This is a genomic window from Virgibacillus oceani (assembly GCF_014638995.1).
Lineage (GTDB): Bacteria > Bacillota > Bacilli > Bacillales > Amphibacillaceae > Virgibacillus_E > Virgibacillus_E oceani.
This window is the reverse complement of the sequence record NZ_BMFR01000001.1, coordinates 251720-268001: the sequence shown is the minus strand read 5'-3', so window position 1 is coordinate 268001 and position 16282 is coordinate 251720. Positions and strand designations below refer to the sequence as shown.

13 protein-coding genes, 1 other RNA gene and 1 other annotated feature are annotated in these 16282 nt (G+C 37.4%); of the genes, 3 read left to right on the top strand and 11 right to left on the bottom strand.

Going from position 1 to position 16282, the window contains the following annotated elements:
• Positions 1–130: 130 nt before the first annotated feature.
• Positions 131–1414: a replication-associated recombination protein A gene (locus tag IEV74_RS01355; RefSeq protein ID WP_188453548.1), complete on the top strand. Its 1284-nt coding sequence runs from the start codon at positions 131–133 to the stop codon at positions 1412–1414.
• Positions 1415–1528: 114 nt separating this feature from the next.
• Positions 1529–2209: an RsfA family transcriptional regulator gene (locus IEV74_RS01350; protein WP_188453547.1), complete on the top strand. Its 681-nt coding sequence runs from the start codon at positions 1529–1531 to the stop codon at positions 2207–2209.
• 117 nt (positions 2210–2326) lie between these two features.
• On the opposite strand, the gene ssrS is transcribed toward IEV74_RS01350, so the two are convergent.
• The 4 genes from ssrS to IEV74_RS01330 all read right to left on the bottom strand — a co-directional run bounded on the left by ssrS (position 2327) and on the right by IEV74_RS01330 (position 6221).
• Positions 2327–2518, bottom strand: a non-coding RNA gene (gene ssrS / locus IEV74_RS01345) — 6S RNA.
• A gap of 101 nt (positions 2519–2619) precedes the next feature.
• Entirely contained in the window at positions 2620–4401 is a 1782-nt protein-coding gene (gene aspS / locus IEV74_RS01340; RefSeq protein WP_188453546.1) for an aspartate--tRNA ligase, read from the bottom strand.
• Positions 4401–5684: a histidine--tRNA ligase gene (gene hisS, locus IEV74_RS01335; RefSeq protein WP_188453545.1), complete on the bottom strand. Its 1284-nt coding sequence runs from the start codon at positions 5682–5684 to the stop codon at positions 4401–4403. Before hisS ends, aspS begins: the two co-directional genes overlap by 1 nt.
• A gap of 73 nt (positions 5685–5757) precedes the next feature.
• Positions 5758–5977, bottom strand: a binding site (T-box leader).
• Positions 5978–6047: 70 nt separating this feature from the next.
• Positions 6048–6221: a hypothetical protein gene (locus IEV74_RS01330; protein WP_188453544.1), complete on the bottom strand. Its 174-nt coding sequence runs from the start codon at positions 6219–6221 to the stop codon at positions 6048–6050.
• A 96-nt stretch (positions 6222–6317) separates the two neighbouring features.
• Between IEV74_RS01330 and IEV74_RS01325 the strand changes: the two genes are divergently transcribed.
• Complete coding sequence (locus tag IEV74_RS01325) at positions 6318–7388, top strand: N-acetylmuramoyl-L-alanine amidase family protein (RefSeq protein WP_188453543.1); 1071 nt, start codon at positions 6318–6320, stop codon at positions 7386–7388.
• Between the two features lie 30 nt (positions 7389–7418).
• On the opposite strand, the gene dtd is transcribed toward IEV74_RS01325, so the two are convergent.
• The 7 genes from dtd to IEV74_RS01290 form a co-directional block, all read right to left on the bottom strand.
• Positions 7419–7865, bottom strand: a complete 447-nt coding sequence (dtd, locus tag IEV74_RS01320; protein ID WP_188453542.1) for a D-aminoacyl-tRNA deacylase — start codon at positions 7863–7865, stop codon at positions 7419–7421.
• Between the two features lie 12 nt (positions 7866–7877).
• Entirely contained in the window at positions 7878–10079 is a 2202-nt protein-coding gene (locus IEV74_RS01315; protein WP_188453541.1) for a RelA/SpoT family protein, read from the bottom strand.
• 241 nt (positions 10080–10320) lie between these two features.
• Entirely contained in the window at positions 10321–10833 is a 513-nt protein-coding gene (locus tag IEV74_RS01310; RefSeq protein WP_188453540.1) for an adenine phosphoribosyltransferase, read from the bottom strand.
• On the bottom strand, positions 10811–13153 hold the full coding sequence (recJ, locus tag IEV74_RS01305; protein ID WP_188453539.1) for a single-stranded-DNA-specific exonuclease RecJ: 2343 nt from the start codon (positions 13151–13153) through the stop codon (positions 10811–10813). The genes IEV74_RS01310 and recJ overlap by 23 nt, the downstream gene beginning before the upstream one ends.
• 83 nt (positions 13154–13236) lie before the next feature.
• Positions 13237–13551, bottom strand: coding sequence for a LapA family protein (locus tag IEV74_RS01300; protein WP_188453538.1), 315 nt, complete (start codon positions 13549–13551; stop codon positions 13237–13239).
• Positions 13552–13644: 93 nt separating this feature from the next.
• Complete coding sequence (gene secDF / locus IEV74_RS01295; protein WP_188453537.1) at positions 13645–15909, bottom strand: protein translocase subunit SecDF; 2265 nt, start codon at positions 15907–15909, stop codon at positions 13645–13647.
• A 47-nt stretch (positions 15910–15956) separates the two neighbouring features.
• Positions 15957–16265: a post-transcriptional regulator gene (locus IEV74_RS01290; protein ID WP_188453536.1), complete on the bottom strand. Its 309-nt coding sequence runs from the start codon at positions 16263–16265 to the stop codon at positions 15957–15959.
• Between the last annotated feature and the right edge of the window lie 17 nt (positions 16266–16282).

Here is a 16282-nt window from a genome sequence, read left to right as displayed (position 1 = left end):
CTTTAAATCAATCGATAGACAATACATGCTATTATAGCACGAATAGGATGTTTCTTGCATTTCATCAGTATCAGATATAGCCTTTAATTAGGTAAAAGCAAATTAATATTTTATATAAAGGACGATAAATATGAAACAAAAACCACTTGCATATCGAATGAGACCAACCCATATAAGTGAAATAATTGGTCAGGAACACCTAGTTGGCGAGGGAAAAATATTAAATCGAATGGTTCAGGCAGAGCGGTTAGCTTCTATGATATTATTTGGTCCCCCTGGAACCGGAAAAACTTCAATGGCAGTTGCCTTAGCAAAAAGCCTAGGTATACCAGTAAAAATGCTTAATGCTGTTGTTGACAAGAAGAAGGATATGGAAATTGTTGTGGAAGAGGCAAAAATGACTGGACAGATTGTATTAATCCTAGACGAAGTACACAGGTTGGATAAGGGCAAGCAAGACTTTTTATTGCCATATGTTGAAAGTAACTTACTTACATTAATTGGCTGTACCACAAGCAACCCTTATCATTCTATTAATCCAGCCATAAGAAGCAGATGTCATTTGTTTGAATTACATGCATTAACACCATCAGATATAATGACTGCCTTAAAACGTGCAATCGCAGATAATGTAAATGGGCTTGGAGATCATGCGATTGAGATTACCAATGAAGCACTAGAGCATTTTGCATACACCTCCAACGGTGATATGCGATCCGCACTAAACGGATTGGAACTCGCCGTATCATCAACGCCCAGAAATAACGACAATCAAACTGTCATAACACTGGATATCGCTGAAGAATGTATGCAAAAGAAGAGCTTTTCGCATGACAAGGATGGAGATGCCCATTACGACGTACTTTCAGCATTTCAGAAATCCATTCGCGGCAGTGATGTAAATGCCGCGCTTCATTATTTAGGTAGATTAATTGAGGCAGGCGATTTAGATAGCATTGCTAGAAGAATGATTGTCTGTGCCTATGAAGATATCGGACTTGCAAACCCTCAGGCTGGGCCACGTGCCATTGCCGCTGTACAGGCAGCAGAACGATTAGGCTTTCCAGAAGCCCGTATTCCTCTGTCTGCTGCAATTGTCGAATTAAGTTTATCGCCAAAATCCAACACGGCATACAAAGCATTGGATGCAGCATTAGCTGACATTCGCAGAGGTAAAAGTGGTGATATTCCAATCCATCTTAAAGATTCACACTATCAAGGTGCAAAAAAACTTGGACGCGGAGTTGAATACAAGTACCCGCACGATTATGAGAACAATTGGATCAGTCAACAGTACTTGCCGGACTCTATAAAAAACAAACACTATTATCAGCCTAAAAATACTGGTAAATTTGAACAGGCATTAAAGCAAGTTTACGAAAAAATCGAGAAAGACAAAAACAATAATCACTAGTTAGGTATATTTCCTTTTTACAGCGGTCACAATAGATTAGAGAGATAGCCACGCAGTTAAAAATAAATCTATGGAATTATGTAATTGCTGTTAATGAAAAAGGAGATGGAACAAATGGTTAAGGTTAGACAAGATGCTTGGTCGCATGAAGATGACTTATTATTAGCAGAAACAGTACTGCGCCATATTAGGGAAGGCAGCACCCAATTAAATGCATTTGAAGAAGTGGGAGATAATTTAAATCGCACATCTGCTGCATGCGGATTTCGCTGGAACGCGGAGGTCAGACAAAAATATGACCATGCTATTGATCTTGCAAAAAGACAACGAAAAGAGCGAAAACGTGCGATGGCGGGCAAACCACAGAAACAGAAACAAACTGTCCTGCCCCTAGCTCAACCACAAAACTATGAAAAAGATACTACCTATACGGAAGAGGCAGTTCAAAGCACAAACATTATTGAACAACCACAGCTGACAATGGATATGGTTATCCGTTTTCTAAAAGAACTGAAAAAAGACTATCATGCTTCTAATCAATCAAAGCTATCACTAGAGCAAACACAAAAAGAGAATAGCATGTTACGAGACCATGTAAGTGAATTAGAAAAGAAATTAACAGATACAGAAGAACAATTAGCAACCATTCAAGAAGATTATCAAGTATTTATGCAAATAATGGATAGAGCGCGAAAAATGACAGTCCTAGATGATCAAGGATCCATGAAACCACCGGCATTCCGAATGGACAAAAACGGAAACCTGCAGCAATTAGCGCAGGGCTCCAATCAATAAAATATCTATTTAGTAAAGTGTTGTTTCAAACAGCTGAGCATTCAGCCCGTTGATAAACATTTAGAAAAACAGGATGTTCCAATTGATAAGGAACATCCTGTTTTTATTATGTATTCTATCAATCCCAATTGTGCCGTCTGAATTCCAGTTTTGATCCCGCTCTCAGCAGGTGGGTGCCCTGTTCCAGACTTTATGAGTCCTCACAATAAGTATAAATGAGGCGTTCACGTAATAAGGAAACCGTTCAGGCTCCCAATTATACAGTTGTTCGGTCAAAACGATTGTATAAGACGAACACATCAGGATTGATTTCTAAATTGTTTAATTATTGTAACATTATCGTATCATATCTATAATACTTTTTCAATAACATTGAATATGAAAAATCGATTACACTTGTTACATTTATACTACAGTTCGCGATTTTCGGTATATTTTTCAAGTACGTTTATCGATAACTCTTTCAATTGATCTGTACTAACCTCACTTGGAGCATCTGTTAATAAATCGGATGCAGAAGCGGTCTTTGGAAATAATATTGTATCCCTAAGATTTGTCCTGCCTGCTAACAGCATCACAATTCTGTCCAATCCTAAAGCAATACCGCCATGTGGTGGTGCCCCATATTCTAGGGCATCAAGCAAAAAGCCGAACTGCTCCTCTGCTTCTGCTTTTGTAAAACCTAATACGTTAAACATCTTATCCTGCTGTTCACGTTTATAAATCCGAAGTGACCCACCACCAAGCTCATAGCCATTTAATACCAGGTCATAGGCAATTGCACGAACACTTCCAGGGTCTGTTGATAATTTATCTAAATCTTCCTCAGCAGGCATTGTAAACGGATGGTGCGCGGCAAAATATCTCTTTGCATCTTCGTCGTATTCGAACAATGGCCAATCTGTAACCCAAAGGAAATTAAATTTAGCCTCATCAATTAGTTCCAATTCCTTACCAAGCTTCAACCGCAACGCTCCAAGACTATCATACACTACACCCGTTTTGTCTGCTCCAAACAGCAATAGGTCACCGTCCGCAGCGTTTGCGCGATCAACGATTCCAGCTACCTCAACATCCGATAAGAATTTGGCTATTGGTCCTTTTACTTCGCCGTTTTCCACCTTTAACCATGCCAGCCCCTTTGCGCCATATACTTTCACGAAATCAGTCAGCTTATCAATATCTTTACGTGAAAAGTTTGCAGCTTCATTCTTCACGTTTAGCAAACAAACTTTACCACCTGACTCTAATGCACCCTTAAACACTTTAAAAGAAGAATCCTTTAAAATATCGGATACATGAATAAGCTCCATTGCAAATCTTGTATCAGGCTTATCGGATCCAAAACGAGCCATTGCTTCATCATACTTCATGCGTTGTAATGGCAGTTGTATATCAATGTTTTTTACCTCTTTCATCACTCTTTGCATCATCTTTTCGGTCATTTCCATGATGTCATCACTTGACATAAATGAGGTTTCGATATCTATTTGCGTAAACTCCGGCTGACGATCTGCACGTAAATCTTCATCTCGAAAACACCTTGCGATTTGATAGTATTTCTCAAATCCAGACATCATGATTAACTGTTTAAACAGCTGAGGTGATTGGGGAAGTGCATAAAATTCACCTGAATGTACACGACTTGGAACTAAATAGTCACGTGCTCCCTCTGGGGTACTCTTTGTTAAAATAGGTGTTTCCATTTCTAAGTATCCGTCTTCGTTTAAATAGTTTCTTACCGCCTGTGTTGTTTGATGACGAAGTTTGAATGTATTTTGCAGATCCCTTCTCCGCAGATCCAAATATCTGTATTTTAATCGAAGATCTTCAGAGACATCCGTTTCGTCCTGAATTTGAAATGGCGGATTTTTTGCTTTGTTGAGAATAGTAATCTCTTCCGCAACAACTTCTATGCTTCCGGTTTCCATTGTATCATTCACAGTTGCTTCATCGCGTTTGACAACCCTCCCTATGATTTCAACAACAAATTCACTGCGAACGCTCTCTGCCGTTTCCAATGCTTCTTTTGAAGAAGGGTTAAATACAACTTGTACAAGACCGGATTTATCACGCAGGTCAATAAATATCAGTCCGCCCAAATCACGTCTTTTTTGTACCCACCCTTTTAGTAAAACTTTCTGATCAATGTTCCAAGACCTAAGTGTCCCTGCTAAAATACGATTATTCATTACGCTTTTCCTCCTTGAAGCATCTCATTCATATAGTGAACCATTTCAGGAATAGGGATTTCCTTTTGTTCACCTGTTTGCATTGATTTCACATTGATAACCTGATTATTTAACTCTTCATCACCCAAGATTAATACAAATTTAGCATGTAATCTATCAGCCGCTTTAAACTGCCCTTTCATTTTCCGATCTTGGTAATCCTTGTCAATCTGTATTCCCTGTTTTCTTAACTCATAAGTAAGGCGAACAGCTTGTTTTTCAGCCTCTTCACCTACAGCAATGAAGTAACAGTCTAATTCTTCTGTAACCGGCAATTCGATTTTCTCTGCTTCTAATGCTAATAGCAGACGTTCAAGTCCTAGTCCAAATCCAATACCTGGTGTGTTAGGTCCGCCCAGTTCCTCGACTAGACCATTGTACCTTCCACCACCGCAAAGTGTTGTGATCGCACCAAATCCTTCTGCCTCACTCATAATTTCAAAGGCAGTGTGATTATAGTAATCCAGCCCGCGAACCAAATTTTTGTCAACAGTAAATGGAATATCCATCATTGTTAAATATTCTTTAACTTGATCAAAATATAATTTTGATTCACGGTTTAAATAATCCAGCATTGATGGTGCGGTTTGTATTGCCGGATGATTTCGGTCTGTTTTGCAATCCAGTATTCGCAATGGATTTTGCGTTAGCCTTGTCTGACAATCACTGCATAACTCGTTCTTATGTGGTGTAAAATGTTCTATTAATGCATTGCGGTAATTTTTCCTGCTTTCATTATCGCCTAAGCTATTAATGACGAGCTTTAAATCACGTAATCCGAGCTCTTGGTAACACATCATTGCAAGCCCGATCACCTCAGCATCCACAGCCGGGTTAGCACTTCCTAACACCTCTGCACCAAACTGATTGAGCTGTCGCATTCTTCCTGCTTGTGGACGTTCATATCGAAACATTTGTCCAAAATAATAAAGCTTTGCAGGCTGAACCGGTGATCCGTGCAGTTTATTTTGAACATATGCGCGGGTAACGGGTGCTGTACCTTCAGGACGAAGTGTTAAACTTCTCCCACCTCTATCTTCAAATGTATACATTTCTTTTTGTACAATATCTGTTGAATCTCCTACACCCCGTTGAAATAGCTCTGTATGCTCAAATACCGGTGTTCTTATTTCTTCATAATTAAATCGATTACACACATTTTTTATTGTATTCTCAACAAACTGCCATTTCTTTGCGTCTTTTGGTAAAATGTCTACTGTACCACGTGGTGCATTAATCGTCATTATAAATACCCCCAATTTCACTGGAATTTTTCATTAAATACTAAAAAGTATACAAAAAACTCCCGTCCCTAAAATAAGGGACGGGAGTTTACCCGCGTTGCCACCCTAGTTGATGCAAAAATGTGCATCCGCTCTTCACAGTTAACGCCTGCAAAACGTCTATACCTACTTTATTTCGATACAGATCCTAGGGAATGTCTTTCATTAGGTCATAATGTGAAAATGCTCTCAGCCGATGACATTTTCTCTCTTTTCATTTGATTTCTAAATACTTTTTCCCTCAACGGATTTTCTATTGAACAAATCGTATAGGATAACTTGATTGTTGAATGATTATAATCATAATCTGTCTATATACTAATGTCAAGCACGATTAATTTTTTTCTTTAACATTTTTACCTCACCTAATGAGATTCCTAACTCCTGTGCAATTTCCATATGATTTGCATGATTTTCTAATTCCATAAATCGATGAAGATCTACACTATGAATACCATTATTTGTCATTGAATTCCAATGTTTTTCGTTCAGTCGCATAAAATAAAACCTCCCATCCCTCTATTTTTGCCTAAAAATAATATTTTTATTAAAATAGAATAAGTATTTACTTATTCAAATAGGAGGATATTACTTTTGCGTATTACATCAACAACATTACTTTTTTTCAGTATATTTCTATTGTTCTCCATTACAGTGAGTGCAAACGAAGCTATAATTAATACGGACAATTTAAATGTACGTTCAGGTCCTGGTACGAACTATGAAAAAACCGGACAAGTACATACCGATCAAAAATACCCGATTTTACAAGAACAAAATGGATGGGTTGAAATTCAACTAGACAATAATACTGGCTGGATAACAGATGATTATATAACAATATCTGGCGATGGCAGCAGTTCTCTTGCTGCGGATTCAAACAAAAAACAAGAAATGGATTCAACTGCCAAAGAAAACAAGTCTATCACGATTCAACATGAAAATACGCACATTCGCAAAGGACCATCAACGGATTATGAAATTACCGATTTTGTCAGTAAGGGAGAAAAATTTGAAGTGGTTTCAGAATCAAATGAATGGTATGAGATCTCTAATGGTGACAAATCAGGATTTGTCTTTAAATCACTTGTAGACAAGAAGGCTAGTTCATTCAGCGGTGGGATTAAAAACAAAACAATTGTAATTGATGCTGGACACGGAGGACGTGATGTCGGTGCAATTGGCACAAGTGGCTCCTTTGAAAAAAATATCTCATACAAAACTGCGTTAGAATTAAAGCAAGAGCTTTCTATACTGGGTGCGGAGGTTGTTTTAACGCGAAAAAATGATGAATTTATTGCACTTGGCAGTCGTACAAGCCTGGCTAATATAATCGATGCCGATGCTTTTATTAGTATTCATTACAATAGCGTGCCAACACTGCCAAACGTTACGGGAATTGGAACCTATTACTATTACGACCAAAACAAAAGCTTAGCGGGATTTATTCAGCATGAGGTTATAAAAGAAACGAATGCAAAAGACAGAGGAATTACATTTGGGGATTTTCATGTTATCAGGCAGACTTTTAAACCTGGTGTTTTAGTAGAACTTGGATTCATGTCTAACCTTGAAAAAGAGCAGCTCTTATTAACTGACGCCTACCAAAAGAAGCTCGTAAAAGGTATCGTCAACGGGTTTGCAAAATATTTTGGGAACCAATAGAAATGGATGGCAGAAATCTGCCATCCATTTCTATTTATCCTTACTGTCTATTATCAACGTAACCGGACCGACATTTGTAAATTGTACATCCATCATTGCACCAAATTCGCCGGTTTCCACTTTAATATTTTGCTCTGAAACGAGATTGTTAAAGCGCTGATACATACTATTAGCAATGTCCGGTTTCGCTGCCTGAAGGAAATTTGGTCTTCTTCCTTTTTTAGTGTCACCATATAAAGTGAATTGGGAAATAGAAAGAACACTTCCATTGACATCTTTTAAGGAGAGGTTCATCTTTTCATTTTCATCCTCAAATATTCGCAAATTCACAATTTTGTTCACCAAATATTTAATATCGTCATCCGTATCTTCATGCGTAACTCCTAAAAGTACAACTAATCCATCTATAATTTCACCGATTACTTTTTCATTTACGGATACACTTGCATTTTTAGCACGCTGAATAACAGCTTTCATTCTAAAGCCCCTCTACTGCAATGTTCTAGTTACTGTATATACATCTTTAATTTGTTTAATACGCTCAACAATTTTTCGTAAATGGTTTGTATTATGAATGAGAATGGTTATATTAATGATTGCCATTTTGTTTCGGTCTGACCTGCCATTTACTTGAGTTATATTCGTTTTTGTTTCATTAACTGCCTGTAAAACCTCATTCAACAGGCCTCTTCTATCATAACCGGAGATTTCCAAATCAACATGATATTGTTTTTTATCTGTATGATCACTTTCCCATTTAACCTGTAAATATCGTTGCTGAGCCTCTTCCGTTTGAACATTTGGGCAATCAGCACGGTGGACGGAAACACCACGGCCTTTAGTGATATAGCCTACAATCGCATCCCCTGGTACTGGGTTGCAGCATTTTGATAATCGCACTAAAAGATTATCAACCCCTTCAACTTGAACACCGGAATCACGTTTATGCGATTTTCTTTCCTTTACTTCACTTTTAACATTTTCCAGTGTTTGTTCAAGATCTTGTTCCTTCTGCTGCGTGGCTCGGATTCTATCCGTAAGGCGCGTTGCAATAATTGCCGCTGTAATTCCTTGATACCCAACCGCTGCATACATGTCCTCATCATTTGTAAAATTAAACTTTTCATATACTCGTTTTAAATTTTCTTGCGATAACACTTCTTTCGGCTCAAGGGAGAACGACCTGATTTCTTTCTCAACCAAATCCTTCCCTTTTGCAACATTTTCTTCCCGCCGTTGTTTTTTAAAAAACTGCTTAATTTTATTTTTTGCTTGAGAGGTCTGTGTTACATTCAGCCAGTCCTGTGATGGGCCATAGGAATGCTTTGATGTCATTACCTCAATAATATCACCGTTCTTAAGTTTATAATCAAGCGGCTCCATCTTCCCGTTTATTTTGGCACCAATCGTTTGATTCCCAATCTCTGTATGAATTTTGTATGCGAAATCCAGCGGTACAGAGCCTGATGGCAGCTCAATCACATCGCCTTTTGGTGTGAATACATAAACCATATCAGAAAATAAGTCTACTTTTAATGATTCCATAAACTCTTCTGCGTCATGGGTTTCATTTTGCCATTCAAGTATTTCCCTAAACCAAGTTAACTTTTCTTCAAATGATTGCTTATCTTTATTTAATTGCCGCCCTTCTTTATATGCCCAGTGTGCAGCAATACCGTACTCAGCAATTTCATGCATTTCCTTCGTTCGTATTTGTACTTCAAGCGGATCACCTTTTGGTCCAATAACCGTTGTGTGCAACGATTGGTATAGATTCGGTTTTGGCATTGCAATATAATCCTTGAACCTGCCGGGCATCGGTTTCCAGCAAGTATGAATGATGCCTAAAACTGCATAACAATCTTTAATGCTGTCAACAATAATCCGAACAGCCAACAAGTCGTAAATTTCATTAAATTGTTTATTCTGTTTAACCATTTTACGATATATGCTGTAAAGGTGTTTTGGACGGCCAGAAATATCCGCTTTTAAGTTAACTTCTTCTAACTGATGATTAACCTCGTCCATAACGTCTTTAATATACGATTCCCGCTGTTCGCGTTTTTGTTTCATTAATTGAACGATACGGTAATATTGTTGAGGGTTTAAATATCGCAACGCTGTATCCTCTAACTCCCATTTTATCGTGGAAATCCCTAAACGGTGGGCTAAAGGCGCAAAGATCTCCAATGTTTCATTAGAGATACGGCGTTGTTTTTCAGGTGGTAAGTGTTTTAATGTACGCATATTGTGCAGGCGATCGGCTAATTTTATTAAAATCACCCGAATATCCTTAGCCATTGCGACAAACATTTTGCGGTGATTTTCAGCTTGAATAGCCTCTTTTGATTTATATTTAATCTTTCCCAGTTTGGTTACACCGTCAACGAGCATGGCAACTTCATGATTAAATTGCTCTTCCAGCTGTTCAACTGTTACATCCGTATCCTCAACGACATCGTGCAGGAATCCGCCGGCAATTGTTTCCGGGTCCATCTCTAGTTCAACTAATATACCTGCTACCTGAACTGGATGAATAATATAAGGCTCCCCAGATTTCCGATATTGCTCCGCATGTGCGTTTTCAGCAAATTGGTATGCACGGCGAATAAATGCAGCATCATCCTCCGTAAGATACTGTCGTGCCTTATCTATTATGTCTTCAATTGTCAAAATAGCTTCCTTTGCCATATAATCACCTTAATTCACTTAGAAGAATAATCATGAAAATGCCTTTTTAATAGTATCGAAAATTTTCGTAAAAATGTAAAGGAATAAACATTATAACATAAGAATAAAAAGTAAAGATTAGAAATATAGTAGCATATTCACAAGCGTTACGTGTTGTGTATTATATTAGAAATAGGTCTGACACATTCGGTCAGACCTTCATCAATTATTTAACACTTAATAACGTGGTAATAAATAGTATTTAATACTGCATTAAAGTCAAAACATCATATCCATCAAGTTTTTCGCGTCCGTCCAGATACGTAAGCTCAATTAAAAACGCACAGCCTGCAACAATTCCTCCAAGTTCTTCTACTAATTTAATTGTTGCCTCTATTGTACCACCAGTGGCAAGTAAATCATCTGTAATTAACACACGTTGTCCAGGTTTAATCGCATCTTTATGAATGGTTAATCTATTGCTGCCATATTCCAAACCATAATCTACTTTTATGACCTCACGGGGCAGTTTTCCTTCTTTTCTTACAGGTGCAAAACCTATCTCCAACGCATATGAAACAGGGCATCCAATAATAAATCCTCTTGCTTCTGGTCCAACAATGATATCAATTTCTTTTTCTTTTGCAAATTCAACTATTTCATCAACAGCAGATTTAAATGCTTTTCCATTGTCCATCAATGGGGTAATATCTTTAAATTGGATACCTTCTTTTGGCCAGTTTTCTACGATTTTAATATATTTTTTGTAATCCATGGGTTGGTTCCTCCTTGGGCACTTCAGCAACGTCAATACATGTTGAAAACCACTCTTTTAATTTGTCATAATTTGAATAATATAAAGTTTTCTCGATTTCCGCTTGATTTAATCGCTGTTGAAAAACTTTTGATTCCTGTAAATCTTTTTTAGCGGGATTAGGGTTCAATTTAAGGATTCCATTTACTATAGTAACAAATTCTAATTCAAAAAACACTTTTGACATAAATAGTATCAAATCCTGCGTCCATGCCCTTCTATCTTTAATTATATCTATCTCTTTATTAAGATCTATAATTTTTTTAGTCCGGATTAACGCATAAAACCATTTAAAGTCATCACGTGTTGGGAAAACTTTCATATAACTGCTATCCTCAACATGATAACAAGCATAAATGCGCGATGGTTTTGTTTTTTTGATAATCTCCTTTAAATCGGTAAGACTGTCTGGTAAATCATAAATAAATAAAGTATTCAATTTAGACAATGTATCTAATCCTGCTCCATAAATTAAATGATTTGCCTGCTTAGGAATTATTTCCGTTACCCGACTACAGACAATTAATGTATCCTCATTTTCTTTTACAATTGGCAGGATATCTAAATCCTTTTTACCTCGATAATCAAACAATTGCCATTCATCTATTTTTATGTCCTGGATTACAATTTGTACTTTTTTATTGCCATTCCACTCATTTATACCTAGTTCACCAACTAGGGAAACTGGAGTTTGCTGAGAAATACAATCAAAATGACTTCCGAAGCCAAACCCAATTCCTTCAACACTTTCCGCATCCTGTCTGAATTGTACTTTAAGATGCTTTTTCATATTTCCCAATTGCCTTATATCAGTTGGGGTTTCCTTAAGGTGAAATATTGGCTTTGGGTTGGCCATTCCAAATGGAGCAAGCCGATTAATTTCATTAACCAAGGTCTCATTCATTTCCGGTATAGCCAACGTTTTACTTATTTCAATAACCTGCTTGAAATCTTCCTTTGTCAATTGATCGTTTATAGCAATATTCAATTCATCTTGTAACCGTTGTAAATTGTTCAATGGCAATGTCATACCTGCTGCTTGTGCGTGTCCGCCAAAGCTGGTAAACAGGCTTCTGACTTTCATGCAATTTTTAAATAAGTCAAAAGCGGGTATACTTCGCGCTGAGCCTTTTACACTTTCGTTTTCAGGGTTAACTGCTAGGACAATTGCTGGACGGTCATACTTTCGAACGAGGCGCGATGCAACAATACCTAATACCCCCTCATTCCACCCTTCCTTTGCAACGATAATGACACCATTATTCTCAATAGGCTGTACCATTTTTTCTGCTTCTTTTACAATATCAGCAACAATTTTCTGGCGCTCTTTGTTTAAATCCTGAATCATTTCTGCTAGTTCTTCCGCTTCATTAGGGTCATCTGTCAGCAGCAATTGGACAGCTAAATCAGCATCCTGGAGCCTGCCGACAGCATTCAATCGGGGGCCAATCAGAAAACCGACATCCTCTTCTGTAACATTACCTTCAATCTTACAAAGTTTCTTCAAAGCATTAAGTCCATGTCTGTTTGTAACTGTTAATTTACGTAATCCATAATAAGCTAGAATACGATTCTCACTAACTAACGGCACAAGGTCAGCAATTGTGCCTATCGCTGCCAAATCTAATAGATGTTCTGGAAAATAGCCTAGCAGGTGCTCTGCAAACTTAAATGCAACGCCGACTCCAGCAAGTTCCTTAAATGGATAATCCGGTGAACATTTTGGATGAACAATTGCAAACGCATCGGGCAGTGTATCCTGTGGTTCATGATGGTCTGTTATGATTAAATCAATGTCAAGCTCCTTGGCTACATTTGCTTCATGCACGGAAGCAATACCGGTATCAACAGTAATAATTAACCGGTATCCTCTTTCATATGCTTGTCTAAATGCTGTTTCATTAGGACCGTAGCCCTCCGTAAAGCGATTGGGAATATAAAAATCAACTTCCGCTCCAAGCTCTTGCAATGCTTTGAGTATTACGGCAGTAGAGCTTACTCCATCTGCATCGTAATCACCATATATTAATATTTTCTCGTTATGCTCGATTGCTTTATGTACACGCTCTGCGGCTTTATCTATTGATGCAAAACCTTTTGGCGTAAATAAATTATCTAAACTTGGGGAAAGAAATTCATTCGCATCCTGTGCTGTATTAATTCCTCTTTGTAATAAAAGTTCTTTTATTACTGGGGAAAGGTTATTATTTGTATCGTCCGTCCATTGATTTATATTATCCTGTATTGTTGTAAATTTCCATGTTGCCTTACTTTGTAACATAAACTCACCCCTGACTAATTTATTATACACAAAGAAAGACAGAGGTAGCAATGAGTTTTAATTATTTTCATAAGTGCTGTTTTTTAATTATTCTTTTTCGGATCAGGATTAGTATCCCCCTCTAAGACAATTCCGTGCTTCTCAAGCAAGGAATTGATATTCTTGTTCTCGGACTTTAATGAACGAACCTCTCTTTGCAAACGAAACATTTTAACAGCACCAACAGCAGCAGTGATAATTCCTCCCATGAGAACGGAAAACAGTATTACTAAAATTAACGGTGCCTCGCCAGACCAAAATAAATAATTCACTTCCACTGTGTCCACATTTGTAACGGCAAACACCGCAACGATGATTACAAAGATAATGGCTAAAATAACATATGATTGTCCTCTCATGAAACCCCTCCTGTTTTTAAATTACCCCTTTATCTAAATTTTTAAGCATTAGTAAAACAAACCCTTGCTGCAAATTGCAGCAAGGGTTTGTAATTAAACTTGCGGTCCTTCAACCTTTTTCTTTTTAGCAAAAACAACCGGTTTCTTCTTAAGCATTTTACCACGCCATATTAGCCAAAGCTGTGATGCAATGAATAGAGATGAGTAGGTACCAGCAATTAGCCCAACTGTCAAGGCAATCGCAAATCCAGTGATTGATTCAGCTCCTAAGAACAAGAACGCTAAAACAGCAATCAACGTTGTTACCGAAGTATTAATACTTCTAGTCAATGTTTGGACCAAGCTTCTGTTTACAATAATTGCAAGTTCTTTAAAGGACTTGACTCGCTTCTTCTTCTGTAAGTTTTCCCTGATTCTGTCGAAGGTAACGATTGTGTCATTAATTGAGTAACCAATAATCGTCAGAATAGCCGCGATTATTGTTATGTCAAATTCAATTCGTGTAAAACTGAAGACAGCCAGCATGAAGAATACATCATGCAGCAACGCAATTATAGCAGTGATCGCAAAGAAGAGCTCAAAACGGAATGCAACATATATAATCATTCCGATAGATGCGATTACTAATGCATATAGGGCATTTTTAACCAATTCTTCACCAACAATCGGTGATACAATACTTACACTAGTTTCGGCATTATAGTTTTCATTAAAATATGTTTGCAGTTCCGAAATTCTATCTTCATCGATTACTTTATCAAAACGTAACACAACATTATTATCGCCCGATGAAACTATCGATTTTGCCTCTAACCCTAATTCATTCAGACTTTCCTCTATCTTATCCGTTGCTATACTGGTATCTGATGCAAGTTGAATTCGTGATCCAGCAGTGAAATCAATGCCGGGATTCAATTGGAAAATTCCTAAAGATATTGCACCCAGTATAATCATAATTACTGATGCGATAAAGAATTTATTTCTGTGCTTAACTGGATTAATTTCACGATTAAACAGTTTGGGTTCCACTTCTGTTGCATCTTTAATATCCTTAATATCCTTTTTCTTTACTCCGAACCATCCTGGACGATTTTTCAAAAACTTGCTTTTCATCCATAATTGCATCAATAATCTAGTACCATAAACCGCTGTTAAAAAGCTTACTAAAATACTTAAAATTAACATCGTTGCAAAGCCTTTAATGGAGCTGGTACCAAAAATAAATAATACAACAGCTGCTAATATAGTTGTAATATTCGCATCAATAATAGCTCTTAGAGAATTACTCGTACCGGCTTTAAATGATGCAAAAATCGATTTTCCTTCACGCAGTTCCTCTTTTATACGTTCAAATGTGATAACGTTCGCATCTACTGCCATACCGACACCTAGAATTAACGCGGCAATTCCCTGCAATGTTAATACACCATTCATTAATTCAAAAACTAATAAAATTAAATAAATGTATATACTTAAATTTATTGCGGCAATGAATCCAGGGAATCGGTAAACAACAATCATAAACAAAAAGATTATACTTACACCGATAATACCCGCGAAAACAGTTTTATCCAGTGCTTTTTCACCAAATTGTGCTCCTACTGTTGTTGAATATAATTCCGTCATGTTCACTGGCAGTGACCCTGAATTAATTATATCAGCCAAACGCTGTGCGGAATCGACAGTAAAATTACCTTCAATCATAACATTTGTTGTATTTAATGTGCTGCTGACTGATGGTGCAGATATATATTTTGGTTCTTCTTTTTTATATTCTTCTGCAAAAGAATCCCCTTCTTCAAAATCCATCCAAATAGCAAGTAAATTATCAGGGTATGGCGTTTCCGGATCTTTTTTCGTTTTAAGTTTACTTGTAATTTCCCCGAATTTTTCTGCATCCTTCAGCTGCAATGTAACAATTGGCTGATTCGTATCGGGATGGAAGTCCTGTTTTGCACTTCCTTCTTTTACATCAGAACCATCTAAAAGTTCCTCATCGCTAACATTCCGAAACGACAGACGAGCAGACGTTGACAATATCTCTCTTGCTTCTTCCGGATCTTTTATACCCGCAAGCTGTACCCGAATTCTGTCATCGCCTTCAATATTGATATTAGCTTCACTAATACCTAGGCGATTTACACGTTCATTTAACGTTCTGACAGTTGCTTCAAGTAGATCCCGTGTTACGTCCTCCCCATCATCAACGGGTTCGATTTGGTATAAGATCTCGAAACCACCCTGCAGATCCAAACCTAAGTTAATATTTTTTGTAATTCCAGTAATCGTTGTCCCAATCGTACCTGCAAATAATAACACGATCAGAAAAAAGGCAACGATTTTACCTCTGTTTTTCATCTACCAATTGCCTCCCTTTTCTACGGCCAATACATTATGTAAAATCCTCAATTATTACTATTTTCTCCCGTTTGACCACCAGTTAAAGCGGCAATAGAAGCCATTAAATCGTCATCTTGATAGGCATTAACAGTTAAATAGCTCATATACAAGTTAGATGCAAGATGAAATATGTCTTGGGTAACCTCATGTAACCGCATCGTTGGGTTACCCTTCCAAACCTTTTGTACCAGACAATTCCATATGTCATCACTTGTAGCTTGAGGATATCCCATTAATCTAAATTCACTTGTTTTACTTTCGAGTGCTGGCTTCAAAAGGTCTCTCCATTCATTAACAGTTTTTACTACCTCCAAGATCTTCCCTCCCTGTT

Coding starts and splice junctions, on each gene's coding strand:
- IEV74_RS01355 (WP_188453548.1), top strand. CDS start 131: ATGAAACAAAAACCACTTGCATATCGAATGAGACCAACCCATATAAGT.
- IEV74_RS01350 (WP_188453547.1), top strand. CDS start 1,529: ATGGTTAAGGTTAGACAAGATGCTTGGTCGCATGAAGATGACTTATTA.
- aspS (WP_188453546.1), bottom strand. CDS start 4,401: ATGAATAATCGTATTTTAGCAGGGACACTTAGGTCTTGGAACATTGAT.
- hisS (WP_188453545.1), bottom strand. CDS start 5,684: ATGACGATTAATGCACCACGTGGTACAGTAGACATTTTACCAAAAGAC.
- IEV74_RS01330 (WP_188453544.1), bottom strand. CDS start 6,221: ATGCGACTGAACGAAAAACATTGGAATTCAATGACAAATAATGGTATT.
- dtd (WP_188453542.1), bottom strand. CDS start 7,865: ATGAAAGCTGTTATTCAGCGTGCTAAAAATGCAAGTGTATCCGTAAAT.
- IEV74_RS01315 (WP_188453541.1), bottom strand. CDS start 10,079: ATGGCAAAGGAAGCTATTTTGACAATTGAAGACATAATAGATAAGGCA.
- IEV74_RS01310 (WP_188453540.1), bottom strand. CDS start 10,833: ATGGATTACAAAAAATATATTAAAATCGTAGAAAACTGGCCAAAAGAA.
- recJ (WP_188453539.1), bottom strand. CDS start 13,153: ATGTTACAAAGTAAGGCAACATGGAAATTTACAACAATACAGGATAAT.
- IEV74_RS01300 (WP_188453538.1), bottom strand. CDS start 13,551: ATGAGAGGACAATCATATGTTATTTTAGCCATTATCTTTGTAATCATC.
- secDF (WP_188453537.1), bottom strand. CDS start 15,909: ATGAAAAACAGAGGTAAAATCGTTGCCTTTTTTCTGATCGTGTTATTA.